Genomic DNA, 26,499 nt, shown 5'->3' on the forward strand with positions numbered 1-26,499 from the left:
ATCCGATCGGCGGCCGAGGTACTTGTACGGCGGATATGAGGTGCAAGAGGCGGGACTTGAACGTCGGTCAACAATCTCTCATCCGCGGGTCGAGCCGCATGACCTTGTTTCGTTTGGGGCTGCCTCTGTCTAGGTGGCGAGCGTCAAGGCTCATAGTGGAGACGAGGGCTCCCCGGCATTGTCCCGCCTCCAGCACCGTATATCGCGCCGAGGCTGATGTTGGATGTTGCGATCTCCTCTCCTGGCTGCCTGTCAAGTTGATGTCATGCCGCCTTTGGGGTGGATTGAACCGTGCAGGCGATCGACCAGATGAAGCCCACCATCTCGCGTGCGATGGCGACATTGACGACGTTGGCGTTCTTGCCGCGCGCGCTCAGCCGACGATATCGGGTGCACAGTCGAACTTGCGCTTTCCATCCGATGTCGCGAACGACTTTTGGCAGCGCCTCGATCCGATCGACCTTGTGACGGCCGATGCGCGGCCTCATCCGGTAAGCCCGGGCGCCTTCGACCAGCGCGCGCCGGGCATGGGTGTTGCCGGTCTTGGTGATGCCGCCGCGCCAGACGCTCTCGCCGCTCGATCGCTCGCCCGGGACCAAGCCGAAATAGGCCATGAGCTGACGTGGGTTTGAGAAGCGTGTGAAGTCACCGACCTCCGCGACCAGCACCACGGCATTGATCAGCGCGATCCCGCGCATCGCCTGCAAGGCGTCAACGACCGGGCGCTGGTCCCATTCCGGGAGAAGGCTGAGTATCTGTTCCTCGACCTGCCGCAGGCGCCGTTCCGCATCCATGACGGCATCGACGTAGTCCTGAAATGCGATCTGCTGAGCGGGATGTTCGAAGGCCAATGTCGAAAGCCATCGCCGATAAGCCATTCGCCAGGCGGTTCCCCGCTCGTGCTTGCGTCCGTGACGCAGCAGAAATCCTTGAAGATGTTGGCGCGCTCGCGTCACCACTTGTCGCACGACGCTGCGCAGCCGGATCAGGTCGCGCATGGCTTCATGATCGGCGTCGGGCACCCAGACCGGCGTCAACTCGCCGGCCCGGTGGAGGCGGGCGAGCATGGTCGCATCGCGACGGTTCGTCTTCACGCGATCGCCGGGCTTCTTCGGAATCAGTGACGGCGCCACCACGTCGCATCGATGGCCGAGGCTTGTCAGTTGGCGATGAACGCCATAGCCGCACGGTCCGGCCTCATAGCAAAACACCAGCGGTTTACCGGACTTCACGAGACGATCGCACAGCTTGCTGATGGCATCAGGGTCATTCGCAATCTCGCCAAGATACTCCACCGAACCGGAGCGCCCGTTCTCCGCCACCGCGATTGAAATCCGTTCTTTGTGAATATCCAAACCGACAAATCGGGTATGTTCCATGTGGCCCGTCTCCTATGCATGAGGCTCTGTGCCGGCCCAGCCGGCGTAACCCTCGTACCGTTGCATATCGGATGACGGGCCGCCCTCAGGCCCAGCAATCATAGGGACTAGGGCGCTACAGGCGCCCTAGTTGAGATGTTCACAATGCTATTTCCTTATCCAGTAAAATTCTCAAATTTTAGGTCGATAGCAAATTCAATCGAAATACCTTTCGCTAAGAAAATATCCTTCGTTGTCGGCCCAAACAATATTGGAAAATCTAATGTTCTTAGATTTCTGGCTATACTATTCAGAATACTGGATGCCGTCAGGCATTTCGCCCCAGTCGCCGCAAGGTGGTTCGGGAACCTCGTTGGGATCGGCAAGCGCTTTCAGCTCTTTCGCGCTCCCTTCGGCTGGCTTAAGAATCACTGGCAGCCCGATCTCCGCGGCAGAAGTCGAGAAGGGGAGCCAGGTCGACGAGTGAAACTTTGTCGAAGGAATGCCGCTGTACGCGAAGCCTGTCGTCGAGCTGTGTGACCATCGATTTAGCCATAGTATTGCATCCAAACTGAGTGGGTGTCGGCTTGCAGTTGTGAGGGGTTTGAAGCGCTGGAGCCCTTTATACAAAAGCGTCTCTCGGTTGCAGGGGAGAACTACGCTGCCCGATGCCACGCAGTCTTGGATTTCGGGAAGTTGAAGCCCTCCGCAAAGGCTTCATGGTCATCCGAACTCCTCATCGTGCGTATCGCCTCCATCACGTAGCCGACGGGATGACGCCTTAACGAGGACGAGGCGTGACAACCCTGGTGTCTCCTTGAACGCCCCCTTCACAGCACGGAAGAATTCATTCATCAGATCCAGGCCTCTCGCCAGCGGAAGGCGGTCGACCGCTAAGTGCATATCTTGCGACGGAAGGGCGCCGAGGAAGCCTGTTATATCCTGATTAGCAATCTCAAAGGCTTCGTCGACGGTCTTGCCGGCGATGAGTTCGGCAAACGCCGAGTAGGGGGTAACGGCCGACCCGCAGCCGAATGTGAGGAACTTGGCGGCAGTTATTGTCTCGCTCTTCGGGTCGATCCTCATCATGAACTTGAGATCGTCGCCGCAGGCGATCGCACCGATTTCGCCGGCCGCATTCGCAGTCTCCAGAATGTCCTCGTCGCTGTAGTCCCACATGGCGCCAATCTCAATCGTGTTGTTGGTGGGCCGTAGCTGCGCGCAGGCGCATTTTTCTGTACCTTCGGGTTGTCAACGGCAAACGATTCAACCCTCTGATTAAGTCGATGGTCATTCCAAAGACCTCGGGCTGGGAAGCGGCATCGATGTACACCTTGTTCGCCCTGCTTCGACAGCGATGTCGCCGGCACGCGAGGCGCCCGACGGCATTTTAAACTGGACAGTCGCCTTCGCGATCATGATGCATCATGGCGGCCGTCAGCGAGCATCGTCTTCTCGGCGGCATTTCGGTGAGCGTGATCACAGGAACGTCTCGCTAGAGTAATGCATTCCGGGACTTCAATGCAGGAGTCGTGCCCACAGAAAAAAATACGCTAAAGCAATGAGTTGCCGTGTTTGCTATCCTGTCGCATATCCGACATTGGCGGATATGCGACATTGACTCGCGTTGGGCGCAGTCGGGGACCTAAGGACCGGGAATAGGACATTGGTCTACCACCTCAGAAACTCATACCAACCGCAACGGCAGGCAAGCATGTAGCCGGGCTTCGGTTGCGGGACTGCGAGCCGCCCGTATTGTGCGGAAACCGTAGAACGCTTCTACTCCTCTGAGCGCGTCGCAACCGATCCCACGCCCCGTGCATATGCTAGCGGACTCAAATCTCACCGCCTTCTGACTTTCCTTAGCTGCCCGGTCATACCGCATTCAGCAGCTCCGTTTCACAGCGGACCGCTCACCCAAGCGGCGTCTTCGACAGTGTAGATCTGTTTGGGCGATGTGGTCATTCGGGCCGGCGCCGACGTCGGCCAGGATCATTTGGCCAGGATTATCCGCGCGGTCCGCCAGTCATGATCCCGGCCGGTGTGAAGGTGTTTGTCGCCAGCCATCCGGTTGATTTTAGAAAAGGTCCCGATGGCCTGTTGGCGCTGGTGCGTGATGCCGGCTCGGACCCCTTCAGTGGCGGGCCGATGGGCAAGGTCGGCTTGGAGCTTGAGCCGCTCGCCGAGTACGCACTGACCCGCATCAAGCAGGGCGAGCGGCTCTTTGCCGATGAGACCACGCTGCCCACGCTGGCGCCGGGATCGGGTAAGGCCAAGACGGCCTACCTCTGGACCTATCTGCGCGACGATCGGCCCTTCGGGGCAGCGGGCCGCCCATCGTCCCTATCGCTTCGAGGACAGTCGCGCCGGCGAATGTATGCCCGCCATATGGAAGGCTATCGCGGCATTCTGCAGGTCGATGGCTATGCCGCCTATAACCGGCTGGCCAAGCCCGAGCGGGCCAACGACAGCGTGACGCTGGCCGGATGTTGGAGCCACGTGCGGAGGAAGTTCTACGAACTGCATGTCGCAGGCTCGTCCGTCATCGCCACGCAGACGGTCGCGCAGATGGCTCCGCTCTGGGCGACTGAGGACCGTCCGCGGCAAGGATGCCGCAGCCCGGATGGAAGCCCGCCAGGACAAATCGGCATCGGTTGTCGCCGCGCTCTTTACCCGGTGGGAAAAGGAGCTGCCCAGGCTATCGGGCAAGTCGAAGCTTGCCGAGGCGATCCGCTATGCGCTGGGCCGCCGCGCTGCCATGTCGCCGACAGCACCTTGGTGACGGCGCTCTTGAGGCCCTCGTGGGCATCGGAGACGACGAGCTTGACGCCGCGCAGGCCGCGACGTGTCAGCTTGCGCAGGAACTCCGTCCAGATCAGCTCGGCCTCCGACGTGCCAATCTCCATGCCCAGAACCTCGCGCCGGCCGTCCGCGTTGACGCCGACGGCGATGATGACGGCGACCGAGACGATCCGGCCACCGCGGCGAACCTTAAGGTAAGTTGCATCGATCCACAGGTAGGGCCAATCGCCCTCGATCGGCCGCTCGAGGAAGGCCTTCACCTTGCCGTCGATCTCCTCGCACAGCCGCGAGACCTGGCTCTTGGAGATGCCGCTCATCCCCATGGCCTTGACCAGGTCGTCAACTGAGCGTGTCGAGATGCCTTGCACGTAGGCTTCCTGGATGACGGCGGTCAGCGCCTTCTCGGCCATGCGGCGCGGTTCGAGGAAACCCGGGAAGTAGCTTCCCTTCCTGAGCTTGGGGATGCGCAGCTCGACCGTGCCGGCCCGCGTCTCCCAGTCCCGCTCGTGGTAGCCATTGCGCTGGGCGAGCCGCAGCGGGTTCTTCTCGCCATAGGCGGCGCCGGTGGCCGCGCCCACCTCCATTTCCATCAGCCGCTCGGCGGCAAAGCCAATCATCTCCCGCAGCAGATCGGCATCCGCCGTTCACTCGCTACAGCGCTACTAACGGCGCGCTCGCGAGCGGCTTCGTAACCCCCAGCTACACCACCTGATGGGGCACGACCAGCAGAACCAGCAGATGCGTCAACTACCAGATGCCGTAGTTTCGCCGCTCACCCGACAACCCTAAAAATGAGCTCGTGTAAACCCACTGATCGAGAGGTTTCAGGATGCAGAGCAACATGACGACGGGAAAGAATCCTAAATGAATACCGACATTTTCACGGCCTATGAGTCCAATGTTCGCCGCTATGGGCGGTCGTTTCCCGCGGTCTTTACGAAGGCTCTTGGGGCGACAATCTGGGACGAGACGGGTAAGCCTCATATCGATTTCCTTGTAGGATCCGGCGCGCTCAACTACGGACACAACAATCCGCGCATTGTTGCACCAGCAATTGAATATCTTGTCGGCGAGAACATTCTTCTGTCGCTTGATATGTACACGGCGGCGAAGCGTGACTTCATTGAAGCCTTTGTCGACTCCATCCTGAAACCCAGAGGCCTCTCGTACAAGATACAGTTTCCCGGGCCGACCGGTACAAACGCCAACGAAGCGGCGCTGGCCCTGGCCCGAAAATATACCGGCCGCTCGAGCGTAATGGCCTTCACAAATGCGTTCCACGGCATGTCACTCGGCTCTCTGTCAGTGTCGGGTTCGGCGTCAACCAGGGAGCTGGGCGGCGTTGCTCGCCACGATGTGGTCCGTATCCCCTATCACGGCTATCCGGACGAGGCTTTCGATTCTGCGAGTTATATCGACTGGGTTTTGGACGACCCAGGGAGTGGCATAGAAAAGCCTGCCGCAATCATTCTGGAGACCATCCAGGCTGAAGGCGGCATGAACGCCGCATCCGCAGCTTGGCTCACAGAGATTCAGCGCATTTGCCGCAAGCACGGCGTCGTTTTCATCGTCGACGACATTCAGGCAGGTGCGGGGCGAACAGGCGACTTCTTTTCCTTCGAGTTCGCGAAAATCCAACCCGACATCGTCTGCCTGTCGAAGTCCTTAAGCGGATCAGGTAGTCCGTTCTCCATTGTTTTGATTCGCCCCGAAATGGACGTATGGAAACCCGGAGAACATAGCGGGACATTCAGAGGCAATAACTTTGCCTTCGTGACGGCGGGCGCTATGTGCAAAATGTGGACCGACAGCAAGTTTACTGAAGGCGTCGAGCGAACAGCCGTCAAACTGCAAGCACTCCTCGATCGCCTCGTTGCGAAATTTCCAAAGTGCATTGAACAAAAGCGCGGCCGCGGCCTCATGGCCGGCCTCAAGTGCCGTTCACCGGCCATTGTCGGCCGTGTGCACGATGTCGCGTTCGAAAAGGGCCTGCTGATCGAATCTTCAGGGCCAAATCGCGACGTCATCAAAGTCCTCCCGCCAATAACCATCAGCGATGACGAACTCCACGATGGCATCGCCATCCTCGATCAGGCACTCCAGGAGCAAGACAATGACGACTGACCAAATATCTCACGGGCTAACCATCTCGCCTCCTACGATTAGAGAACGAATCGGATCGATCAGCACGGCGGACATTATCTCGGTCCTTAAAGGGGCGCGCGGCATCTTGAGCGCCACCAGGCTGCTCTTGAGCGAAGACTGTACGATTCGGTCCAGATGTACGGCCGATCCACAAAACGGGCGCGGCGAAGCTACGAGGCCATCGGCTTTGTTGCCGAAGGCGTGGCGCGCAGCAGCGCTGTCTTCCGCCGCGGGCATCGCAACGTCAACTGGAACTGTCGCTGCTGAGGCCGGAATGGGATGCACAGTCGCGCAGGCCCCTGGAAGGTTGAAAAATTCATAGTTCACTTAACACCGCGGGGTTTGAAAGGCGCTAGCATCGAATTACATCGGTGGCGTTTCGGAAAATCAGCAATAACCTTGATAGAGCAGGTAGGCAGAATACAACTGGAAAGGATCGGATGTGGGTAACCATCGTAATATGTCAAAAAGTATCGTAAGAACAGTCGAGCACTCATATTTGTCTGAAAGTGATTTGCTCGATTCTGGCATCAAAGTGGTCGGAAGCAACGTTAGAATTTCAGAGTCATGTACAATTATGGGAGCAGAAAACGTTATTATTGGGAATAATGTAATAATAGATGCAGGAGTCGTCTTTAATTGCAAAACTGGGTCAATTACGATTGGAAATCACGTGCACGTTGCATCGGGGTGTTACCTGAGTGGGGCAGGGACAATTGCGCTCAGCGATTTTAGCGGCCTCGCCTCGGGTGTCCGCATTTATTCAGCGTCCGATGATTACATGGGAGAAACTCTGACGGGACCAACTGTTCCAGAAGAATTCGTTGGCGTTACTTATGCGCCAGTTCATCTTGGGAAGCATGTTATCATTGGATCAGGGACTGTCGTTCTCCCTGGGTGCGGTATAGGAGAGGGATCATCCGTTGGGGCGTTGTCTTTAGTTACAAAGGCTCTCGACAGCTGGGGTGTGTTCTGCGGCATTCCAGCGAAGCGCTTGAAGGACAGATCAAGAAAGCTTCTAGAGTTTGAACGATTGTGTACAGAGAGGGCAATCGGCTGACATTTCCTCGAGGGCTGGGTTCTACCTGCGTGTTCAGACGATCGTCAGCACGGCTTTCGGCGGAGAGAACGGTCGTTGCGATGTCGACGCAGCTCCATGTGACTGGCATATGTGCGGCGGACGCGTGCGATCCGATGAGCCGATGGTCAGCCCGTCTTGCGCTCGATGCCCGGAAGAAGGCCGTCAAGGAAATCTGCGCCCGCCTTACGAGATCGCACCTCGTGGCTTCCGCCATAACTCTCGAAGTGAATCATAGGGTCAAATGATCCGAACTGCAGTACGAATTGAGTTTTGCGAGAAACTTTGAACGGAATTTACAGAAACTTTACGCTCGCAGATCGGGGGTAATGGTAAGTTCGCCACAAGGATTGAGGTCACGCATGGCTTGAAAACCTAAAGCCGATGGACCCTCGGTTCTGCTGCAGAGCACGCAACGGAGGTCAACAGACAATGGCAAGAAGAGCGCTCATCTTGATTGAAGGCCATCCAAGGGGTAATGGTCTGCGATACGTTCAGGCAGCCAAGCATCTTGGCCTTTATCCAATTACCCTGACGGCCGATCCGGCCCAGTACGACTATTTGGCGGCGGAAGGGATTGAGTCAATCCACGTCGATACAGACAACCTAGATGCGCTTGCCCAACAATGTTCCCGGCTGCGTGCAACCTATGATATCGCTGGCATTACGGGTGCGTTGGACACCGTGTATGCGACAGTTGGCAAACTCTGCCGGCATTTCGATCTTCCGGGACCGAACCCCGCATCGATTGATCAATGTCTCGACAAATTCACTCAGCGCCATCTCCTCGCAGGCGGCGGCCTGCCGATACCTGCGTATCGCTTGGCAGCGAATGCAGCGGACGTGAAAAGCTCAGCCGCGGAGATCGGCCTGCCAGTGATTCTTAAGCCAGCCGAAGGCAGCGGTAGCTGCGGTGTCCGATTGTGCCGCAATGTGGATGAGTTGACTGAACATACGAGGTACCTGTTGAGTGGAAAGCACATAGGGCGGTCCCCTCCGAGGATACTCGTCGAAGAATTCGCAGAGGGCCCCTACTATTGCGCCCACACAATGGGAGATGAGGTCGTTGGGATCGAAAGCGGTGACTTGAGCCCTCCACCGTATTTCGTTTTTCACGGGACCGCCTGTCCGACCCTGCTAACCGATGATGAGCAAGAGCGCATCGCGAATGTTTCGCTGAGCTGCCTGCAAGCTCTCGGCCTTGGCTGGGGACCAGCCTGCATTGAATTCCGGTGGACGAAACGCGGCCCAGTCGTCATTGAAGTCAATCCTCGTCTAGGGGGTACGCCATCTCCTCAACTGATTGAGCTGGCTTACGGGGTCGACATCATCACGGAGCACGTCAAGCTTGTAATCGGCGACGAATGGGATCTGCGCAGAAAGCATTCCCATAATGCGGCGGCACGGTTCCTGGTTCCTGATCGCGATGGCACCCTCGATTGGATCAACGGCGACAGTCAGGCAGTTGCCGTACCAGGTGTAGCCGAGGTGAAATTGTATTTCCAACCCGCGACACGGATCGTCAGGAAAGGCGATATCGGGGACTGGATCGGACATATCACCGCCTCTTCACCCACGCTTGCTCAGACGGAGGCGGTACTTCAGCGTGCCGTCGACTTAATTGACTGGTCAATCACATCATGCCCTGACTAGGCAAAGGTGTATCTGCTCAACGAAAGTAGTTGGGGCCACGCAGGTTAGCGAGATCGACGAGGCCGCGCCTTCCATCTTGCCGGCGCAGGCGTGGAACTCGACGTAAGTGAACTTCGAAACTCTGTCGATGGCCAAGAACGTGGCCAGCTTGCCGTCCGTATGCCAGTTCGCAGCTGTCGATATGGACATAAGGCCTTTTTCAGGCATTTCATCCAGCGGGACGGTGCAGCCATATGTCCGGCCTTTCAACGCTGTCTAAGACCGCTGAAGGCCGCCGCGTAAAAGGGGACTAGCCATGCGGCGCTTTGTCGTCGCCTTTCACGCGTCCCAAGACCGCCGTCGCGCCACAAACGAGCAGCGAGCGGAGCGTCAGGTTGCTCATTTTCGATATGCCGCCGAGCCGCAGCCTCAAGCGTCCTGGATTGATCCGCAGGCAACCGGGCCTCGCGCGCAGCATTGAACTGCTCGTCGAACCCAATAGCCTACCTAGATGCCGTAATGGGCCGGCCTTCGCGAGCATAGCCAGGTTGGGTGGCTGTCCCTCAGAATGATGGTGTTGAAACGGAGGCCGAGCGATCGGCTCCAAACATCATGAGAGGAACAGCCATGGAACATTATGCGGGAATCGATGTCTCTCTGGAAGAGAGCAGCGTGTGCATTGTTGACGCGACCGGAACGATCATGCGCGAGGTCAAGATCGCCAGCGAGCCGGAGGCGCTGGTCCGCTATTTCGACGAACTGGAATTGTCTGTTAGTCGCATTGGGCTCGAGGCCGGGCCATTGTCGCAATGGCTGCATGCCGGGCTTGTGGCCGCCGGACGCGATGCGATTTTGCTCGAGACGCGGCACGTGAAGGCGGCGCTCTCGGCTATGACGGTGAAGACCGACCGGAAAGATGCACGCGGGATCGCCCAACTGCTGAGGATGGGATGGTACCGTCCGGTTCATGCCAAATCGGTGACTTGCAAGGATAGCCGAGCCCTTCTTGTTGGACGCAAGCTTCTGCAAGGCAAGCTTCTCGACGTCGAACTTAGCATCCGCGGGATCTTGCGCGGCTATGGGCTGAAGGTCGGAGAGGTCAGTCGTGGAAAGTTTGAGACGCGCATCCGGGAGCTGACAGCAGGCCACGTCACTTTGGAGACGGTGATTGGTGCGATGCTGGCGGCGCGGATGGCGTTGTGGTGCGAGTTCAGCAAGCTCCATCGCGAGATGCTGAAGATCGCGCGCGCTGATAAGGTCTGCCGGAGATTGATGAGCACACCTGGCGTTGGGGCCTTGGTCGCCCTGACCTATCGCTCGGCGGTGGACGACCCGATGCGGTTTGGGAAATCCAGTACGGTCGGAGCCTACTTCGGGCTTACGCCCAAAAAATATCAATCCGGTGAGACCGATCGGGACGGTGGTGTCAGCAAGGTCGGCGACGCCATGGTGCGAACTGCGCTCTTTGAAGCTGCGCACGTCATGCTGACGCGGGCGATCCGCTTCTCGAGCCTGAAGCACTGGGCGCTCGACGTGGCCAAACGTCGGGGCATGAAGCGCGCCAAGGTGGCCCTTGCCCGCAAGTTGGGCGTCGTGCTCCATCGCATGTGGGTGGATGCGACCGACTTCCGCTGGAGCAAGGCCGCAGCGATGGCATAGGAGATAGAGCGTTCGGAGCGAGCCGAAACGGCACCGCTCTCCTGGGGTCCCGTCGCCGGGACGAGGGCTTGGCAAGGTCGTGTGTAGTGCTGTGAATGCTTCGGCAAACCACGCTTCCTAGATTGACCTGTCAGCTCTGGATCTGATGGCATAGTGTGGCGGCCTTCGCGCTGACCACGGACAGAAGCATGATCCTGGCGACGAGATATCATTCAGAGGGGACTTGACGAACGAAGGCCCATTACAGAAGCACTACTTTGGCAGGTTTTTAGCGGCGGGCGCGTTTTTGGAATTCCCAAGAGAGAGTTTGCGTGATTCATAGGAGGTCGGCTTGTGGAGGGCCGATCAATGGATGTGGACTGGCAAGCCGATCTCGAGCGCTGGCTTCAACCGTTTTTGGCGGGTCTTTCGCATCCAGCTCGGCGCCGGATGTGTCCGCTGTACATTGCTGGTCTGATCGGGCCGGGCGACCGTAAGAGCGTACAACCGATGGCCGCGCGAGCGGGCGATGTCGGCTACGATCAGCTTCATCATTTTGTCGCGGCAGGGGTTTGGGACAGCGCTCCGCTCGAGGCCGCCCTGCTGAAGGAGGCAGATCGCCTGGTCGGCGATGAGGCGGGTTTTCTCGTCATTGACGACACAGCGTTACCGAAGAAGGGACAACATTCGGTTGGTGTCGCGCCTCAATACGCTTCGTCGCTTGGCAAGACGTCCAACTGCCAGTCGCTGGTGTCGGTGACCCTGGCCTCACGCGAAGTGCCGGTGATGGTGGGCCTTCGGCTCTTCTTGCCCGACACCTGGACGAATGATCCCGAGCGGATGATGCGGGCGCGCGTCCCGAAGGATCGACATGTCGCTCTGACAAAGCCGGAGATCGCCATCGAAGAGATCGATCGTGTCATCGCCTCCGGCGTGCGTTTCGGCTGCGTGCTTGCCGACGCGGGCTACGGGTCGAGCAGCTCTTTTCGTCAGGCTTTGAGTGAGCGCGGTCTGCTGTGGGCGGTAGGACTATCGCGGCGCCAAAACGTCTATCCGGCCGATGTTGATCTGATCTTCCCGGTCGCGACCACCGGCAGGCGCCGCCAATATCACATCCCGGACCAGCCGCCGGTCTCTGCCGAGGTGATGCTGTCTGGTGAGAGATGGCACAAGATAAGCTGGCGGCGCGGCACTAAAGGTCGGCTGACATGTTTGTTTGCGGCTCGCCGTGTCCGCGTTGCGGATGGTCATAAGCACCGGATGCTCGACAATCGCATGCAATGCATGCCAGGCGACGAGGTCTGGCTCGTCGGCGAACGCCGGTCGACTGGCGAGCAAAAATACTATGTGTCGAACTTACCGGCCGATGCGAGCCTCAAGATGCTCGCCGCCACGATCAAGGCCAGGTGGGTCTGTGAGCAGGCACATCAGCAATTGAAGGAGGAACTTGGCCTCGACCACTTTGAAGGCCGATCATGGACTGGATTACATCGACACGCCTTGATGTGTCGAAGACGGTCGAAACCCGCTGATAAACGACGACAAGATCTGAAGCGCTGGAAGAGCAAAGGCGGCCGCCCGCGCGCTCTTCAACTAGCGCTGTAGCGGGCGGCCGCCTTTGCGGCGCGGTGCTGATCATGGGAGGTTGAAGGGATAGACGCGGGGCACGTCTCCAGCCGCCCTGAGGCGGCTTTCGACGTACCCCGCCATGCGCGTGCCTTGTGGTAGATCTGCGGGTAATCAGCGCCGCAGAAACAATCCGGCGTAACACCGATCTCAACTGGCAAGTCCGGGCTCGGTGTCACGCTCCACTGACGGTGCGCGACTGCATTATCGCATTGTCAGCGCATTCCGTCGACCTTTTCCCCGAACTCCCAGCGGCGCTCCGAAAGGATCGTCGCGGATGCTCACGGGCCGCTTCTTTCTGTGCGGCCGCTGCCGTTCGCAGGTAGCGATCTGCCGCAGCTGCGACCGGGGACAGCGCTACTGCGGCCAGGACTGCGCCCGTGCTGCCCGCCGCGAGAGTGTGCGCGAGGCGGGGCGACGTTATCAGCGCAGCCGCCGGGGACGCCTGGCTCATGCGGTCCGGGCCCGACGATATCGGGCTCGGCACAATAAAGTGACGCATCATTCTCCACCTGCATCTCCTGCCGGTTCACTACTGGTCAGTCCCTCGAACGATGTCGTCGCTGCTTTTGCTGACGTCGCCGGGCGGGCGACGACATCGGTCATGCCCACGCCGTGCTGTCGGCGCTGCGACTGTCGACTGTCGCCGTTCGTTCGCACCGGCTTCGTGCGTCGCCGGGGGCCTCGTTATGCCCGTGAAGCTGACTACGCAGACGGAGAGCCCGTATCATGACCATCAGCCCCGAACTGGAAGCGCAGATCCTGCGCCTGTATCACGCCGAGAAGTGGCGCTGCGGCACCATCGCCAGGCAATTGCATGTCCATCACACGACGGTGCATCGCGTTCTGGCCCAGGCGGGATTGCCCCGGCACAAGCCGCTGCAGAGAGCCTCAATCATTGACCCGTATCTTCCATTCATTGAGCAGACGCTGGAAAAGTTCCCCTCGCTGACCGCCAGCCGCCTTTATGCGATGGTGCGCGAGCGCGGCTACCGGGGCTTGCCGACGCACTTTCGGCACCTGGTCGCCCTGCACCGTCCCCGCAAGCCGGCCGAGGCGTTCCTGCGGCTGCGCACATTGCCGGGCGAGCAGGGACAGGTCGACTGGGCCCACTTCGGTCACATCGAGATCGGCAACGCCCGCCGGCCGCTCATGGCGTTCGTGATGGTGCTTTCTTACTCACGCGACATCTACCTGCGCTTCTTCCTCGACGCGCGCATGGAAAACTTCCTGCGCGGTCACGTCGGCGCGTTCAACACATGGTGCGGGCTGCCCAGGGTCCTGCTCTACGACAATCTCAAGAGTGCGGTGCTCGAGCGCCAGGGCGATGCGATCCGCTTCCATCCGACGCTGCTTGCCTTCGCCGGCTTCTATCGGTTCGAGCCACGTCCTGTCGCGGTTGCCCGGGGCAACGAAAAAGGCCGCGTCGAGCGCGCCATACGGCATATAAGGGAAGCATTCTTCATCGCCCGCAAGTTCACCGATCTCGACGATCTGAACGCCCAGGCCGAACAGTGGTGCCGCAACCAGGCTGCCGACCGGCCATGCCCCGAGGACCGGACGATGACGGTCCGCCAGGCGTTTGCGCAAGAGCAGCCACTGCTTCTGCCGCTGCCCGCCAACCCATACCCCGTCGAGGAGCAGGTCGCCGCCAAGGTTGGCAAAACGCCCTATGTGCGCTTCGACCTCAACGATTACTCGGTACCGCATGCTCATGTCCGGCGCACGCTCAGCGTGCGCGCCGATCTCGGCCTGGTCCGCGTCTTCGACGGCGCAAAGATGATCGCCAGTCACCGTCGCAGCTATGATCGCGACCAGCAGATCGAGGACCCTCAGCACCTCAAGGCACTCGTCGCAATCAAGCGCGAGGCGCGCCAGCATCGCGGCCTCAACAGCCTGACCCGCGCCGTGCCGGCCTGCCAGACCCTGATGATCCGGGCCGCCGAGCGTGGCTCCAATATCGGTGCGATCACAAACGCGTTGCTGAAACTGCTTGACCTGTACGGCGCGCAGGAACTGCAGGCCGCCGTCGAGGAAGCTTTGCATGCCGGCGCCTCCCATTCGAGGTCGGTTCGCGACGTACTGGAACGCCGCCGGGTCGCCCGCGGTGCTCCGCCGCCGGTCGAAACGAGCCTGCCCGAACACGTGCGGCGCAAGGATACGACGGTACGGCCGCATCGCCTCGACAGCTACGACCAACTGACCCTTGGAGGCAAAGATGATGAATAATCCCGACATCCTGCTCAACCGGGCCAAGGCGTTGCGCCTCAATGGCCTGATCACCCATTGGGACGAAATCGCTGACGCGGACTGGCTGGCCGCCGTCCTTCAATGGGAAGAAGAGGAGCGCTCCGACCGTTCGATGCGGCGACGCACGCGTGCCGCCAGGCTCGGCCACTTCAAGCAACTGTCCGATTATGACTGGCACTGGCCTCGCCGCATCGACCGCGCCGCCGTCGAGGATCTGATGACCCTGTCCTTCATGAACGATGCCGCCAACATCGTCTTTATCGGCCCCAACGGCGTCGGGAAATCGACACTTGCTCGCAATGTCGCTCACCAGGCGCTCATCTGCGGTCACACCGTCGTCTTCCGAACCGCCAGCGAGATGCTCGGCGAACTCGCCGCCCTCGACAGCGACGCAGCCTTGCGCCGACGCCTTCACCACTACGCCGCCGCCGACGTTCTTGCGATCGACGAGGTCGGGTATCTGTCCTACTCGAACCGTCATGCGGACCTGCTGTTCGAACTCATCAGCCGGCGCTACGAAAAACGCTCAACCATCATCACCACCAACAGACCCTTCGCTGATTGGTCGGAGGTCTTTCCCAATGCCGCCTGCGTCGTCAGCCTCGTCGACCGCCTCATGCACCGATCCGAGGTGATCTCCATCGAAGGCGATTCCTACCGCTTCAAGGAAGCGGCCGAGCGATCAAAGGCACAGCGCGAAAAACGCACCAGCCGCTCCTCCGGCGAAAAGGTGCCCGCAGCATGAAACCAGATCCTCAACCGTCCGGCCTCAGTCGTGGTATCCACTTCCTCATCAATCCCGAATGGACACCCGAACAGGCGCTCGCTGTCTTCGAGCTCCTCAACGATCTCGCCGATAGCATCTGGTCTCACTACGGCGTCCAACTCCAGGAACTTATCCAGGAGCAGCAACGAACACCGACCGATCACAGCGATATCGAAAAAGCCCCGTCCTCGCTCTAAAGCACACATCCTCCACACTCGGCGGCCTGCAAAGGCCGCCTTTTTGTTCCGTCCACAAGCACCAAACGCTTGTCGTCGTTTAGACGCGCTTTTGAAAAGCCATCAACAGCCAATCCCAAACAACCCGGCCGCAGCCGTGGTCAGGGCCGCAACCGCCAAGCCAAAGCTAGGCGGCGCGGGGCTCAATTTTTGCAAATCCGGACCTGACATAGTTCTTGATCAGTTCAACGGCCAGATGGCGACAGCATTCGGGTCTTTGCCGAACGCCGAGGTCAGGTAGGTGGCCGAGAGCGTTTTCAGCGTGCCGTCCGCCGCCATTGCGCCTACGACCTTGTCTACGGCAGGCGTATTAGCCGAACCTTTCGGCGTGATGACATTGACACCCCATTTGGTTTCAAACTGGCCCACCACATCCAGCGCGCCCTTGGTGCCCGCCGTGGCAGTCAACAGAATCGCGGTGTCATTCATGATCGCATCGACCTGATCAGCCATAAGAGCGGCCACCATCTCGGGCACACCATGATACTGGCTGGCTGCAACATTAGGCTTCAGCGTGTTGATTACCCAATCGGCGCCAAGGCTGCCTAGCATCACGCCAATGCGCTTGTCTTTCAGGTTGGCCGCCGTGACATCGGCCCCGGTCTTCACCGCAACGCCCAGATTGGCCGCAAAGTAGTTCTGCGAGAAGTCGAATACTTCGCGGCGCTTGTCGGTGGCGCTGGCCGAGGCCATGGCGATGTCATAACCGGTCGCCGCGCCGCTGATGAACTGGTCCCAAGCAAGGTTCATCAGCTTCATGTGCTTCAGACCGGCGCGGTGGGCGATTTCAGCGGCAAGGCAATATTCGAAACCCTCCTTGGTTTCCTCGGGCGAGGTGCCGTTCCACCAGCCTGGGTTCGCCGCCTCGACCATCGCCGGCAAGCGTCGCGCCCTGGAGCGAAGTCTGGACGATATCTTCGCCACCACAACGTCGTGCGATCTGGCCCGCGACATCCAAAACAAGTTCAGGCGAGCTCGTGATCAACTTTTGACCTTTGCCCAATGGCCAGGAATGGTCGACGCGACGAACAACGCCTGCGAACGGGCGCTGAGACCCGCCGTCGTTCAACGGAAGATCACCAACGGCTATCGCGCCATGTGGGCCGCCCAGGGCGAAGCCGACATTCGAACCGTCGTCGACACGGCTCGTCTCGCGCCAGGCACGAACTCTTTCAAAATCATCCTTCAAACCGTCAGCGCCTGAAATCTGCGATGACTGAGCCCGCGACCTTGATCTTCCGAGCCTCTCTTCGGGCCCGGCTTTGTCGGGACATCGAGGTGTCGAGTTTGAGCACGCTGGCTGATCTGGCCGAAGCCATCGTAGCGGCATTTGGCTTCGACTTGGACCACGCCTACGGCTTCTATTCAAAGCTGACGGGAAAGCTGTTCGACTCGCCCCTGCGGTTCGAACTCTTCGCCGACATAGAGGGGAGCGGCTCTCGCAGCGTGAAGGGCACCCGCGTCAGCACAGCCTTCCAGAAGGTGGGCTCGGCAATGACCTTCTTGTACGACTACGGTGACGAGTGGCGCTTCCGCGTTGAACTTATTGGAACAGGGCAGGCGCAGCCCGATGCCAATTACCCGAGGATCGTCAGCAAGATCGGCAAGGCTCCCCCGCAGTACCCGGACATCGACGACGAGTGACGACGCACCGTGCCGCATCGAAAGGGTGGGTTGTCTAATCGCAGATCATTGATCAAGTCTTTTTTGAATAGCCCGAAGACGCCATTGCTGTTTGTTGGACAGACAGCGAACAGGAGGCGATGTTACGATCGCGCTGCCTGGTCTTCTTCGCGCTGTTGATGATCGTTTGCCGGGAGGCATGGTTGTCTTCGCGGTCGACATCTGTTCGCCGCATTATGGATATTCGCAAGGCGAGGCCTTCCAATGTAATTAACGCAGTTTGTGTGGACGTTACGCACCTGCAACCCACGATAGCGGAATGGCCCGACCTACGTCCCGGCAGGGACGTCTCGGCGTGTCCGAAGAAAGGACGCAATCTGGTTGTGGCTCAATTTCAAGTCATGAGTGGTCTCCCATGCCATGCGGTGCGATCTCAGGCGGTCGCGCCGGCGGACCGATCAAAAGGCTCGCCGGTTTTCAGCATTGTGTGCATGATGACAGCGAGTTTGCGCGCCACGGCGACCGCGGCCCGCTTGAAGCCGACCTTTTTCCTGAGCTTCAGTCCCCAGGTTCGAAGCGTGCTGTCAGCAAGGGTTCTCGTTAGGATCACCACGGCAGCTTGATAAAGCAGACCCCGCAGATGGTTGTCGCCACGCCGCGATATATGCCCGTCAAAATCAACTTCTCCCGACTGGTAGCGCCGGGTGGTGAGACCGAGCCACGCACCAACTGAACGAGATGTCCTGAAGTTTTCCGGAGCCTCGATCGCTGAAGCGAAGGAGGCTGCGACAACCGAGCCAACACCCGGTATCGACACCAGCAGCTGACATGGCGCGCTTTCCCGCGCAGCGGCGACAAGCTGCCGATCAAGTTCCGCCGCCCGGTCGCGCACGGTTCGCCAGGTCTCGAGCAGAGGCAGGATAATCCGCTCCAGTCCCTTGTTATCGACAATCAGGTTTCGGACATTGGCTTCGAATACGCGGCCGGCACCCTTGGGAACGACCAGCCCGAATGTCTTCATCAGCCCACGGATCTGATTGGACAGCTCGGTTACGATCTTGATCAGCTGGCTGCGCGCGGCTACCAGTGTGCGGGTCAGCATGCTGTCATACTGCTTGACCCGCACCTCCCGGTAAAAGCCAACTTCTGCAAGCTGCGCCAGACCGTCTGCATCGTTCGCATCGGTCTTGTTCGGCGCCATGTCGAGCGCCGCTTTGGCGTGACGGGCATCGATGCAGATCGCCGGCAGGCCTTCCCCCGTCAGCGCATGATAGAACCAGACCGATAAGGGGCCGGTCTCGAAGACGATCTTCTTCGCGTTGGGCGCACGCTTGCAGATCACTTCGGCCAGCAACTTCGGATCAGATGGGCATTTGCCGCGCCAGCTCCGCTTGCCATTCTGCCGCACCGAGATCGAGGTCTCTTTCAATGACACATCAAGGCCGATAAATTGGTCCATGGTTGTTGTTCTCCGATTGCTGCTGGGCCCGGGTCCGACTCGTGAGCCCGTTTTTCATCATATCGGGGAACAACCGCCGCCTATGCGCAAGGGCTACAAAGCGGCACGTGGACGCGGCTCCCGCGATTACCCCATGTAATTACCAGCGGCAGGCCGAATGTCGAACAACGGTCGCACAAGGGATTGAATAACCGGGCGGAGAATTCGCATGTGCCGCTGCGAAACCGGAGCGGATGATGCAGGGCCTCCGATCGCCAGGGACGCTGTTTCGATCTTCTCAGCACTCACAAATCTCTTCGTCGCAGCCCGCTCACAACTCACAACGCTCCACATTCGAAATTCACCACCACCGCCTCCAGGCCTGGCGGCGTGGAAAACCGTGGCTGGGGTCAGCTGAAATCAGCGCCGCAGGTCTTATCGCGTTCTTATCCACGTGACATCGCCCATGCGCTCGCTTGTTGAGAAGAGCGCGGATGCAGATTTATTGCGCGAGGTGATCGGCTTTGCCGCCGAGGGGCTGATGGAGCCGGACCGAGGCGTGCCAAGCCGGATCCGTGAAGGGGGCGCCACATCCGGCCAGGCAGCTGAAGGCGAGGATCATCCATGGATTGTAAAATCCAAGCCCCACAAGAACAGTCAGCATTATCGACGACAACGCGATTACGCACCAACCGAGCGCCATCACATTGCGACGGCTGAAATTGTCAGCAATGGCTCCGGCGAAAATCGACAGAATGAATACGGGCAGCGTCGTGGGGGTCTGCACCAGGGCGACCATCACGTCAGAGGTCGAGATGGTTGCCATCAGCCAGCTGGCCGCAACGGTCTGCAGCAGCCAGCCCAGGCTCGAGACCTGTGCGCCAAGCGCGCATCATGTGGACCATTAATGCCTGACAGGATGATGTTGGCGGGCGCCGGAGATTTGACGCCGAGCATCGGTCGCACACGGCGCTTGATGCGCCGATGGTCCTGAGTTCGCACGACCTAGCGGCCACGCCGTGTCTTTTGGAAGAGTTGCCGCATTCCTGGCATGCGGCCCTTGGCACCGACAGGTGGCTGGCGGGATCGTCGCCGACAACCACTACCGCAAGCGCTGCTTTCAAACCCGATGTCCGCTCGAGATCAGAGCCGTCATAGCTTAGCTCATGTGCTTAGAAGCGTAGCTTCCCGGGCTTGCCGGGAACACGACGACTCGGTTGCCGTTGATGAAGGTGCGGTGGTGGATATGCGCATGGACGGCACGGGCCAGCACCTGGCTTTCGACGTCGCGGCCCATGGAGACGTAATCCTCGGCCGACTGCGCGTGCGTGACTCGCACCGTGTCCTGCTCGATGATGGGGCCTTCGTCGAGATCGGCGGTGACGTAGTGGGCCGTTGCCCCGACCAGTTTGACGCCGCGCTGATAGGCCTGCTTGTAGGGATTGGCGCCTTTGAAGCTCGGCAGGAATGAATGGTGGATGTTGATAATGCGGCCGGACATCTTACGGCACACCTCGTCGGACAGCACCTGCATGTAGCGGGCGAGCACGATCAACTCGGCGCCGGTCTGCTGGATCAGGTCAAGGATCTTCGCTTCAGCCTGCGACTTATTCTCCTTCGTCACATGTATGTAATGGAAGGGGATATCGTCGTTGACCACCACCTTCTGGTAATCGAAATGGTTGGAGACCACGCCAACGATGTCGATCGGCAAAGCACCGATCTTCCAGCGATAGAGCAAGTCGTTCAGGCAATGGCCAAAGCGCGAAACCATCAGGAGTACTTTCATCGGCTTCTTGGCGTCGAGGATATCAACATCCATCGCAAACTTCTTGGCGATCGGCTTTACGCCTTCCACCAAGTCGGCCACGCCGATACATTCTTCGGAGATGAAGGAAATGCGCATGAAAAACTTGCCGGTGTCGAGATCGTCGAACTGCGAACTATCGACAATGTTACATCCCTGGTCAGCTAGGAATGTTGCAATCGCAGCGACGATACCGCGAGTCGATTTGCATGAAACGGTGAGTACGAAGTGCGTCATTTTTGAAACCGTTTTGATGAAATACCGGGAATGCATTTAAGCTAATGTCCATCTCGCCCCTCGCCGGATCGGAGTCCGTTGCCTGCCCCCCGGGTGCTTACATTTGAAGCCGCCTCCGATCCTAACCGCCTCAATCGAGCCAAGAGTGGGCTGGCAGCTGAGAACTTGAACCTGCATACCTGTGACGAGAGATGCGGAGAGGGTCAGTTGCGGTCAGCGACGCCATGCCAGCCAGTCATCACGATGCGTCGCCGGATGGGCCAAGTTCACGGCTACACCGCGAGTTTATGATGATTTACCAAAACCTGCAGAATGGGGAGAGTCATGACGCGTCTCAGATAACTAGCCCTGCCGGCGGGGAGGTGCACCGGCAGGGCTCGCCGCCCGCGGTCAAATGGGAGGACCGGACAGCAGGGCAAAAAGGCAGGTTGGTGCCCGCAAAGATTATAGTGCGCCTTCCACCTTCAAAGCGCGGAACGTCGTGTCAACTGATTTCGCAGTCGCTTCGACGATGATGTCCACCTCCTCCCTGGTGATGATCAGTGGCGGGGCAAAGCCGAGGATATCACCATGCGGCATGGCGCGCCCAATGACCCCATTTTCAAGCAGCGCGGCGGCGGCACGCGCCCCCACCTGAAGTTCGGGCTCAAACGGTACGCGCGCTTTCGGATCTCGCATCAGCTCTACGGCGGACAGGATTCCGACGCCGCGCACTTCGCCGACAATGGGATGTCCCTCCAGTTCGGCTTTCATACGGGAAAGCCAATAAGGCCCGACGTCCTGGACATGCTCAAGGATGTTTCTTTCCTTAAGGACCTGAATGTTGGCAAGTGCGGCCGCCGCGCACAGCGTATGGCCGGAATATGTCCAGCCATGGCCGAGAGGTCCGTGCTCCTCCGTTCCTTCTTCCAGGACCTTCCAGACGCGGTCGCCGATAATCGACCCTGAAATGGGGAGGTAGGCGGAACTCACGCCCTTGGCGATGGTGACGAAATCCGGACGCATGCCATAGAGGTGGGACCCGAATTTCTCACCGGTTCGCGCGAAACCGCACACCACTTCATCGGCAATTAGAAGGATCTCGTACTTGTCCAGCACCTCCTGGATGGCTGTCCAGTAGCCCTTTGGGGGCGGAACGATGCCGCCGGTCCCAAGGACCGGTTCTGCGATAAACGCCGCGACCGTATCTGGACCTTCAGCAAGAATGAGGGCTTCAAGTTCGTCGGCACAGCGCTTGGAGAAGGCCTCCTCGGTTTCGCCTTCGTGCGCCTGGCGATAGTAATGTGGCGTCGTTGTATGGCGCACCATGCTCAAAGGCAGGTCGAAGAACTTGTGAAAGAATGGAAGGCCTGTCAGGCTGCCGGTGACCAGCCCGGAACCGTGATAACCGCGATGCCGCGAGATGATTTTCTTCTTTTCGGGGCGACCGAGGATGTTGTTGTAGTACCAGACGAGCTTGATATTGGTTTCATTGGCATCGGAACCCGACAGGCCAAAATAAACCCTTTGCATGTTCTGTCCGAAATATTCGACGATAGCCTCGGCCAAACGGGCGACAGGCTCCGTGCCCTGGCTGGCATAGACATGCGCGAATGGCAGTTCGTACGCCTGCTTGGCAATGGCGTCGGCGATCTCCGTGCATCCATATCCCATATTGACGCAGTAAAGGCCGCCGAAACCATCGAGGCTCTTTCGGCCTTCGGTATCCCAGATGTAGACGCCTTCCGCTCCGGCCATGATCCGGTTGGGCGTCTCGCCGCGGCTGTGTTTTGCCAAGTGCGTGGACGGATGAAAGACGAAGCTCCGATCCTTCTCCTGAACTTGCTTGGTTCCCAGATTAGTCAGGCTCATTGCCGCTCTCCCCTTGATCGCCCGGCGGCAACACTCTGATCAGCCGCTCGTCAAGGATGAGTATACCGACGGACACTCCTCAAGTTCCACGGCAATGCGTGTCCGCGGCCGACGAATCCACGGAACTTGCGCCAATCTCCGTGGAAACGCCGGCTCCAGAAACTCAGCGCTCACTTAGTGCGGACGAGGGTATCGGCGCATTGGACTTCACGGATTTCGTCACCACAAGACTGTAATATTGGTCGATCCCGAGGCCTATCTGCAGCAATCCCTCCATGAATTCCTGATACGCAGCCATGGAAGGTGCCGCGACGCGCAGCAGGTAGTCGATCCGCCCTCCAATCGCCCAGCAGTCCAGGATTTCGGGGATGCCTTGAATTGCGGCCTCAAAGTGTCGTTGGTCTTCGAGGCGATGACGATCCAGCACCACCTCCACCATGACAAAGATCACGCCCCCAGTGAGGGACGGACTCAGCCGCGCGTAATAGCCTTCAATAGCTCCTGACGTTTCGAGGATGCGCAGCCGCTCGGAGCAAGCCGACGCCGAAAGATGGACGCGTTTCGCAAGCTCGCTTTTCGATATCCGACCGTCTGCTTGCAACTCGGAAAGAATCCGAAGGTCCCAGGCGTCGAGGCGTACAGTGTTGAGTTTCGCTTTCATGGCCTGCCGGAGCTGAATCACGGCTTTACGTTTAGGCTGCTTATGGGTCCGTGCCAATTGCATCTATGGTGCCGACGCGCCAACCAAGCGTTGCGTTCGTGGCAGGTGATGTGGCGCGTGCGTTTGCTCTTATTCGCACAGCAGCCCAAATGAGGCGCACAGCCTACTCGGATGAGTGAAGCAGAACGATCGCCTAACAGGACTATCAAATGCCGATGTTGCGCGCGATGCTATCGGCAGCCATGCGTTTACGCCACTCAATCGGCCCGGAAGTGTGAACCGAGTTTCCCTCAACATCGACAGCCATGATCACCGGCATATCCTGGACCTCGAATTCATAAATGGCTTCCATGCCGAGGTCTTCGAAGGCCACGAGCCGCGCCGCTTTGATCGATTTCGATATCAGGTACGCCGCGCCACCCACTGCAACCAAATAGGGCGTCCTGTGTCTGACAATCGATGCAATAGCCGTTGGCCCCCTCTCCGCCTTGCCGACCATCGCGATAAGCCCGGTTTGCGCCAGCAATCTTTCCGTAAAATCGTCCATGCGGCTGGAGGTTGTTGGGCCCGCCGGCCCCACGACCTCCTCCCTCACCGCGCGGACTGGTCCGACATAGTAGATCACGCGTCCCCGCAGGTCGACCGGAAGCGGTTCACCGGCTTCGATCAGCTCGACCATTCGCTTGTGGGCGGCGTCACGACCCGTCAGCATTTTTCCGGACAAAAGGAGGGTCTCCCCGCAGCGCCACGACGCCGTTTCTTCCTTTGTCAGCCCATCAAGGTTGACCCGGCGGACACCGCTTGTTTGCAAGTCCTCAGGACCGATATGAGGCCATTGGGAAAGGTCGGGCGGTTGGAGCTGCGCTGGCCCTTTGCCGTCCAAAGTGAACGTCAGGTGCCGGTTGGCTGCGCATTGCGGGATGAGTGCCACGGGCTTGGACGCCGCATGGGTTGGATAGGTTGCAACCTTGACATCGACGACCGTCGTAAGGCCGCCAAGGCCCTGGGCGCCGATCCCGAGAGCGTTGATGCGTTCATAGAGCTCAATGCGGAGCGCCTCCTCTGCGTTTGATGGCCCCCTGGCGATCAGATCAGTCATGTCGATAGGCTCGTTCATGGCCTCCTTGGCGAGCAGCATCGCCTTTTCGGCGCTGCCACCGACGCCGACCGAGATCAGGCCAGGCGGGCACCAGCCGCTGCCAAGGTTCGAAACGGTGTCGACCACCCAGTCGGCAACCGACGCGCTGGGGTTAAGGGTGGTGAAACGCGCCTTGTTTTCTGATCCACCGCCCTTTGCGGCGATTGTGATCTCGATCTGGTTGCCTTGCACGAGTGAGACGTGGACGACTGCCGGCGTGTTGTCGCGGGTGTTCAATCGTCCAGCCAGCGGATCCGAGACAATCGAGGGGCGAAGCGGGTTGTCCGGGTCGAGATAGGCCTGGCGGACGCCTTCATTCACGAGGTCCGCGAAACTGGCCGCAGAATTGATACGAACTCCCATCCCGACCTTGGCGAAGACCACCACGAGACCGGTGTCCTGGCAGATCGGCCGCCGCCCAAATGCGGCCATCCGCGAATTCAGCAGAATCTGCCCGATGGCGTTCTTGGCCGGCGGGCTCTGCTCGCGCGCGTATGCCTGTGTGAGGTACTGGATATAATCCGGGGGGTGGTAGTACGAGATATACTGGAGGGCGTCGGCAACGCTCCTTGCGACGTCCTCACCGGCAATGATGCGAGTTCTTTTACTCACCCAAGCTTACCCGAATGACCCGAGCCCGTTAACGAGTTTGAGGCTTTGGAAGCTCCGCATGCCCTGCTCGCCACCCTCATACCCATAGCCGCTCTGTTTGACGCCTCCGTACGGCGCATCCGCGGACACCCCTTTCAGGTAATTGACGCTGACAGCGCCCGCCGATACACCGCCAATCAGCGCCCGTTTCGTATCGTCGGCGCCGGTGAAGAAGTAGGCGGCCAAGCCATACTCGGTAGCGTTCGCTTCTTCGATCGCCTCCTCGAGCGTGTCGAAAGGCGCTACGGTGAGGATTGGCCCGAACGGCTCGTCATGAAGCACTTTCGCATCCTTTGCCACCCCTGTCAGGATTGTCGGCGGCCAATAAAAGCCTGGCTGGTCGAGGCGGGTGCCACCGGTCTCGATGCTTGCGCCGCGATCAACCGCGTCCTTGACCAGCCCCTGCATGGCCTCGATTCGCCGCGCGTTTGCCATCGGTCCCATCTCCGTCGTTGGGTCGTCCGGTGGGCCGATCTTGATCTTGCGAGCTGCTTCGGTCATTCGGGATAGAAACTCCTCATAACGGGTCCGCGCGACGAGGATTCTGCTGGGCGCGTTGCAGCTCTGGCCGGCGCACTCGAACTTGTATTCCGAAATTGCCGGGACAGCCTTCGCGAGATCCGCATCCTCGCAGACAACGACCGGGGAGTGCCCGCCGAGTTCAAGGACACAGCGCTGTAAGTTATTGGCGGCGAGCTTGGCCAGGTGTTTTCCAACCGCGGTGGAGCCCGTGAAGGTCAAGACCTTCACGATTGGCGAGTTAAGAAGGTGCTCCGAAATCTGCGCCGGGACGCCGAAGACAAGATTGACCACGCCGTCCGGGATACCCGCCTGGCGCAGGGCTTCGACGATGTGGACGGCCGCACTCGGTGTCTCTTCGGCCCCTTTGAGGATCACGGGACAACCTGCCGCCAGCGCAGGGGCAAGCTTGCGTGCGATAAGCACCGCGGGATAGTTCCACGGCGTGAAGGCTGCGACCACGCCCAGCGGCTCGGGGACGATCATTCGGTTCGGGCCATGCGGAACTGGGGCCGACAATTCTTCGGCGTGTGTGCCGTACCACTCCAGCGTTTCAACAGCGCGCGCATACTCGCCTGTTGCTTCGGCAATCGTCTTGCCCTGTTCTCTCGACAACTCCTTGGCTGCGTCTCCCACCTTCGTTGCCAGTATTCTGGACGCCGCAACAAGGATTTCGCCGCGCTCTTTTGCAGGCCTTGACGACCAGGCTCGGCGGCTTCGCTCTGCAGAAGCAAGGGCCTCGTCCAGATCCGAAGCCGACGCGGCGGCCACCGAGCCAAATACCGCCTCTGTCGCCGGGTTGGTCACCGTCAGAGTTCCACTACCGCCTCGCCAACTGCCATTGATTAAAAGCTGGTAGGTCGTGGCATTGGACATCGCATGCTCCGCTTCAGTGAATTTGCCAGGTACGAGGACGGCCGATATCGGACCGTGCCTAGCTCCCCTGCAATTTCATCGCGATAGTCGATGTGGTCAAATATTGAATGTCGCCCAAAACCATCTCGAATCCAGATTTGATACGCTCAAGCCGCGAAGAGCCATAG

The 26,499-nt window shown here is 59.4% G+C and carries 19 protein-coding genes and 9 pseudogenes; 15 read left to right on the forward strand and 13 right to left on the reverse strand.

Going from position 1 to position 26,499, the window contains the following annotated elements; genetic code table 11:
- Positions 1-263 precede the first annotated feature (263 nt).
- Positions 264-1,379 (reverse strand): IS110 family RNA-guided transposase, encoded by a 1,116-nt coding sequence (locus tag ACFSQT_RS02415; protein WP_379016834.1) that lies wholly within the window; start codon positions 1,377-1,379, stop codon positions 264-266.
- 144 nt (positions 1,380-1,523) lie between these two features.
- On the opposite strand from ACFSQT_RS02415, the gene ACFSQT_RS02420 reads away from it, so the two are divergent.
- Positions 1,524-1,898, forward strand: coding sequence for an AAA family ATPase (locus ACFSQT_RS02420; protein ID WP_379016835.1), 375 nt, complete (start codon positions 1,524-1,526; stop codon positions 1,896-1,898).
- Between the two features lie 183 nt (positions 1,899-2,081).
- Here ACFSQT_RS02420 and ACFSQT_RS02425 read toward each other — a convergent pair whose 3' ends face one another.
- Positions 2,082-2,537 carry an iron-sulfur cluster assembly scaffold protein gene (locus ACFSQT_RS02425; protein WP_379016836.1) on the reverse strand — a complete coding sequence of 152 codons (456 nt, stop codon included), beginning with the start codon at positions 2,535-2,537 and terminating at the stop codon, positions 2,082-2,084.
- A 969-nt stretch (positions 2,538-3,506) separates the two neighbouring features.
- On the opposite strand from ACFSQT_RS02425, the pseudogene ACFSQT_RS02430 reads away from it, so the two are divergent.
- Together ACFSQT_RS02430 and ACFSQT_RS02435 are read left to right on the forward strand one after the other, a co-directional pair.
- A pseudogene (locus tag ACFSQT_RS02430) lies at positions 3,507-3,942 on the forward strand (IS66 family transposase); the annotation flags it as partial.
- Positions 3,943-3,981: 39 nt separating this feature from the next.
- On the forward strand, positions 3,982-4,140 hold the full coding sequence (locus ACFSQT_RS02435) for an IS66 family transposase (RefSeq protein ID WP_379016837.1): 159 nt from the start codon (positions 3,982-3,984) through the stop codon (positions 4,138-4,140).
- On the opposite strand, the pseudogene ACFSQT_RS02440 reads toward ACFSQT_RS02435, so the two are convergent.
- Positions 4,109-4,789, reverse strand: a pseudogene (locus ACFSQT_RS02440) (IS256 family transposase); the annotation flags it as partial. The gene ACFSQT_RS02435 and the pseudogene ACFSQT_RS02440 overlap by 32 nt on opposite strands.
- Before the next feature lie 235 nt (positions 4,790-5,024).
- Between ACFSQT_RS02440 and ectB the strand changes: the two are divergent.
- The 3 genes from ectB to ACFSQT_RS02455 all read left to right on the forward strand — a co-directional run bounded on the left by ectB (position 5,025) and on the right by ACFSQT_RS02455 (position 9,036).
- Positions 5,025-6,284 carry a diaminobutyrate--2-oxoglutarate transaminase gene (gene ectB, locus ACFSQT_RS02445; protein WP_379016839.1) on the forward strand — a complete coding sequence of 420 codons (1,260 nt, stop codon included), beginning with the start codon at positions 5,025-5,027 and terminating at the stop codon, positions 6,282-6,284.
- Positions 6,285-6,804: 520 nt separating this feature from the next.
- Positions 6,805-7,365: an acyltransferase gene (locus ACFSQT_RS02450; protein WP_379016841.1), complete on the forward strand. Its 561-nt coding sequence runs from the start codon at positions 6,805-6,807 to the stop codon at positions 7,363-7,365.
- 450 nt (positions 7,366-7,815) lie between these two features.
- Positions 7,816-9,036, forward strand: coding sequence for an ATP-grasp domain-containing protein (locus tag ACFSQT_RS02455; protein WP_379016842.1), 1,221 nt, complete (start codon positions 7,816-7,818; stop codon positions 9,034-9,036).
- Between the two features lie 30 nt (positions 9,037-9,066).
- Here ACFSQT_RS02455 and ACFSQT_RS02460 read toward each other — a convergent pair.
- A pseudogene (locus tag ACFSQT_RS02460) lies at positions 9,067-9,226 on the reverse strand (IS481 family transposase); the annotation flags it as partial.
- 416 nt (positions 9,227-9,642) lie between these two features.
- On the opposite strand from ACFSQT_RS02460, the gene ACFSQT_RS02465 reads away from it, so the two are divergent.
- The 5 genes and pseudogenes from ACFSQT_RS02465 (at position 9,643) to ACFSQT_RS02485 (ending at position 15,492) form a co-directional block, all read left to right on the forward strand.
- Complete coding sequence (locus ACFSQT_RS02465) at positions 9,643-10,674, forward strand: IS110 family RNA-guided transposase (RefSeq protein WP_379016843.1); 1,032 nt, start codon at positions 9,643-9,645, stop codon at positions 10,672-10,674.
- A 311-nt stretch (positions 10,675-10,985) separates the two neighbouring features.
- Positions 10,986-12,258, forward strand: a pseudogene (locus ACFSQT_RS02470) (IS701 family transposase).
- 750 nt (positions 12,259-13,008) lie between these two features.
- The gene (gene istA / locus ACFSQT_RS02475) at positions 13,009-14,508 is read left to right on the forward strand and encodes an IS21 family transposase (RefSeq protein WP_095085188.1); all 1,500 of its coding nucleotides are present in this window, start codon (positions 13,009-13,011) and stop codon (positions 14,506-14,508) included.
- Positions 14,498-15,274, forward strand: coding sequence for an IS21-like element helper ATPase IstB (istB, locus tag ACFSQT_RS02480; protein WP_206073656.1), 777 nt, complete (start codon positions 14,498-14,500; stop codon positions 15,272-15,274). The genes istA and istB overlap by 11 nt, the downstream gene beginning before the upstream one ends.
- On the forward strand, positions 15,271-15,492 hold the full coding sequence (locus ACFSQT_RS02485) for a hypothetical protein (RefSeq protein ID WP_095085189.1): 222 nt from the start codon (positions 15,271-15,273) through the stop codon (positions 15,490-15,492). Before istB ends, ACFSQT_RS02485 begins: the two co-directional genes overlap by 4 nt.
- A gap of 219 nt (positions 15,493-15,711) precedes the next feature.
- Here the strand turns inward: ACFSQT_RS02485 and ACFSQT_RS02490 are convergent, their stop codons facing one another.
- Positions 15,712-16,404 (reverse strand): ABC transporter substrate-binding protein, encoded by a 693-nt coding sequence (locus ACFSQT_RS02490; RefSeq protein WP_379016882.1) that lies wholly within the window; start codon positions 16,402-16,404, stop codon positions 15,712-15,714.
- Here ACFSQT_RS02490 and ACFSQT_RS02495 point away from each other — a divergent pair.
- Positions 16,391-16,735 (forward strand): annotated as a pseudogene (locus ACFSQT_RS02495) (IS66 family transposase); the annotation flags it as partial. The gene ACFSQT_RS02490 and the pseudogene ACFSQT_RS02495 sit on opposite strands and share 14 nt — an antisense overlap.
- A gap of 8 nt (positions 16,736-16,743) precedes the next feature.
- A complete protein-coding gene (locus tag ACFSQT_RS02500) occupies positions 16,744-17,175 on the forward strand; it encodes an IS1096 element passenger TnpR family protein (RefSeq protein ID WP_379016844.1) in 432 nt (143 codons plus the stop codon).
- A gap of 412 nt (positions 17,176-17,587) precedes the next feature.
- On the opposite strand, the gene ACFSQT_RS02505 is transcribed toward ACFSQT_RS02500, so the two are convergent.
- Positions 17,588-18,613 carry an IS110 family RNA-guided transposase gene (locus ACFSQT_RS02505; RefSeq protein ID WP_095090353.1) on the reverse strand — a complete coding sequence of 342 codons (1,026 nt, stop codon included), beginning with the start codon at positions 18,611-18,613 and terminating at the stop codon, positions 17,588-17,590.
- Positions 18,614-18,766: 153 nt separating this feature from the next.
- On the opposite strand from ACFSQT_RS02505, the pseudogene ACFSQT_RS02510 reads away from it, so the two are divergent.
- A pseudogene (locus ACFSQT_RS02510) lies at positions 18,767-19,010 on the forward strand (DDE-type integrase/transposase/recombinase); the annotation flags it as partial.
- A gap of 48 nt (positions 19,011-19,058) precedes the next feature.
- A pseudogene (locus ACFSQT_RS02515) lies at positions 19,059-19,208 on the forward strand (IS256 family transposase); the annotation flags it as partial.
- Here the strand turns inward: ACFSQT_RS02515 and ACFSQT_RS02520 are convergent.
- The 7 genes and pseudogenes from ACFSQT_RS02520 to ACFSQT_RS02550 form a co-directional block, all read right to left on the reverse strand.
- A pseudogene (locus tag ACFSQT_RS02520) lies at positions 19,143-19,457 on the reverse strand (MFS transporter); the annotation flags it as partial. The pseudogenes ACFSQT_RS02515 and ACFSQT_RS02520 overlap by 66 nt on opposite strands.
- 22 nt (positions 19,458-19,479) lie before the next feature.
- Positions 19,480-19,585: pseudogene (locus ACFSQT_RS02525) on the reverse strand (IS6 family transposase); the annotation flags it as partial.
- A 166-nt stretch (positions 19,586-19,751) separates the two neighbouring features.
- Positions 19,752-20,636 (reverse strand): formyltetrahydrofolate deformylase, encoded by an 885-nt coding sequence (gene purU / locus ACFSQT_RS02530; protein WP_379016845.1) that lies wholly within the window; start codon positions 20,634-20,636, stop codon positions 19,752-19,754.
- 444 nt (positions 20,637-21,080) lie between these two features.
- Complete coding sequence (locus ACFSQT_RS02535) at positions 21,081-22,487, reverse strand: aminotransferase (protein ID WP_379016846.1); 1,407 nt, start codon at positions 22,485-22,487, stop codon at positions 21,081-21,083.
- A 163-nt stretch (positions 22,488-22,650) separates the two neighbouring features.
- Entirely contained in the window at positions 22,651-23,148 is a 498-nt protein-coding gene (locus tag ACFSQT_RS02540; protein WP_379016884.1) for an Lrp/AsnC family transcriptional regulator, read from the reverse strand.
- A gap of 205 nt (positions 23,149-23,353) precedes the next feature.
- Positions 23,354-24,898, reverse strand: coding sequence for a fumarate hydratase (locus tag ACFSQT_RS02545; protein WP_379016847.1), 1,545 nt, complete (start codon positions 24,896-24,898; stop codon positions 23,354-23,356).
- Positions 24,899-24,904: 6 nt separating this feature from the next.
- Positions 24,905-26,332 carry an NAD-dependent succinate-semialdehyde dehydrogenase gene (locus tag ACFSQT_RS02550; RefSeq protein WP_379016848.1) on the reverse strand — a complete coding sequence of 476 codons (1,428 nt, stop codon included), beginning with the start codon at positions 26,330-26,332 and terminating at the stop codon, positions 24,905-24,907.
- Positions 26,333-26,499: the final 167 nt, after the last annotated feature.

Origin of the sequence: Mesorhizobium calcicola, from assembly GCF_042682105.1 — a bacterium.
GTDB classification, from domain to species: domain Bacteria; phylum Pseudomonadota; class Alphaproteobacteria; order Rhizobiales; family Rhizobiaceae; genus Mesorhizobium; species Mesorhizobium calcicola.

What these genes read in the sequence shown, in the direction of transcription:
- ectB (WP_379016839.1), top strand. Translation starts at nt 5,025, where the DNA reads ATGAATACCGACATTTTCACGGCCTATGAGTCCAATGTTCGCCGCTAT.
- ACFSQT_RS02435 (WP_379016837.1), top strand. Translation starts at nt 3,982, where the DNA reads ATGGAAGCCCGCCAGGACAAATCGGCATCGGTTGTCGCCGCGCTCTTT.
- ACFSQT_RS02465 (WP_379016843.1), top strand. Translation starts at nt 9,643, where the DNA reads ATGGAACATTATGCGGGAATCGATGTCTCTCTGGAAGAGAGCAGCGTG.
- istB (WP_206073656.1), top strand. Translation starts at nt 14,498, where the DNA reads ATGATGAATAATCCCGACATCCTGCTCAACCGGGCCAAGGCGTTGCGC.
- ACFSQT_RS02505 (WP_095090353.1), bottom strand. Translation starts at nt 18,613, where the DNA reads ATGGACCAATTTATCGGCCTTGATGTGTCATTGAAAGAGACCTCGATC.
- istA (WP_095085188.1), top strand. Translation starts at nt 13,009, where the DNA reads ATGACCATCAGCCCCGAACTGGAAGCGCAGATCCTGCGCCTGTATCAC.
- ACFSQT_RS02490 (WP_379016882.1), bottom strand. Translation starts at nt 16,404, where the DNA reads ATGGTCGAGGCGGCGAACCCAGGCTGGTGGAACGGCACCTCGCCCGAG.
- ACFSQT_RS02540 (WP_379016884.1), bottom strand. Translation starts at nt 23,148, where the DNA reads ATGAAAGCGAAACTCAACACTGTACGCCTCGACGCCTGGGACCTTCGG.
- ACFSQT_RS02420 (WP_379016835.1), top strand. Translation starts at nt 1,524, where the DNA reads ATGCTATTTCCTTATCCAGTAAAATTCTCAAATTTTAGGTCGATAGCA.
- ACFSQT_RS02425 (WP_379016836.1), bottom strand. Translation starts at nt 2,537, where the DNA reads ATGTGGGACTACAGCGACGAGGACATTCTGGAGACTGCGAATGCGGCC.
- purU (WP_379016845.1), bottom strand. Translation starts at nt 20,636, where the DNA reads ATGACGCACTTCGTACTCACCGTTTCATGCAAATCGACTCGCGGTATC.
- ACFSQT_RS02415 (WP_379016834.1), bottom strand. Translation starts at nt 1,379, where the DNA reads ATGGAACATACCCGATTTGTCGGTTTGGATATTCACAAAGAACGGATT.
- ACFSQT_RS02550 (WP_379016848.1), bottom strand. Translation starts at nt 26,332, where the DNA reads ATGTCCAATGCCACGACCTACCAGCTTTTAATCAATGGCAGTTGGCGA.
- ACFSQT_RS02500 (WP_379016844.1), top strand. Translation starts at nt 16,744, where the DNA reads ATGACTGAGCCCGCGACCTTGATCTTCCGAGCCTCTCTTCGGGCCCGG.
- ACFSQT_RS02455 (WP_379016842.1), top strand. Translation starts at nt 7,816, where the DNA reads ATGGCAAGAAGAGCGCTCATCTTGATTGAAGGCCATCCAAGGGGTAAT.
- ACFSQT_RS02535 (WP_379016846.1), bottom strand. Translation starts at nt 22,487, where the DNA reads ATGAGCCTGACTAATCTGGGAACCAAGCAAGTTCAGGAGAAGGATCGG.
- ACFSQT_RS02485 (WP_095085189.1), top strand. Translation starts at nt 15,271, where the DNA reads ATGAAACCAGATCCTCAACCGTCCGGCCTCAGTCGTGGTATCCACTTC.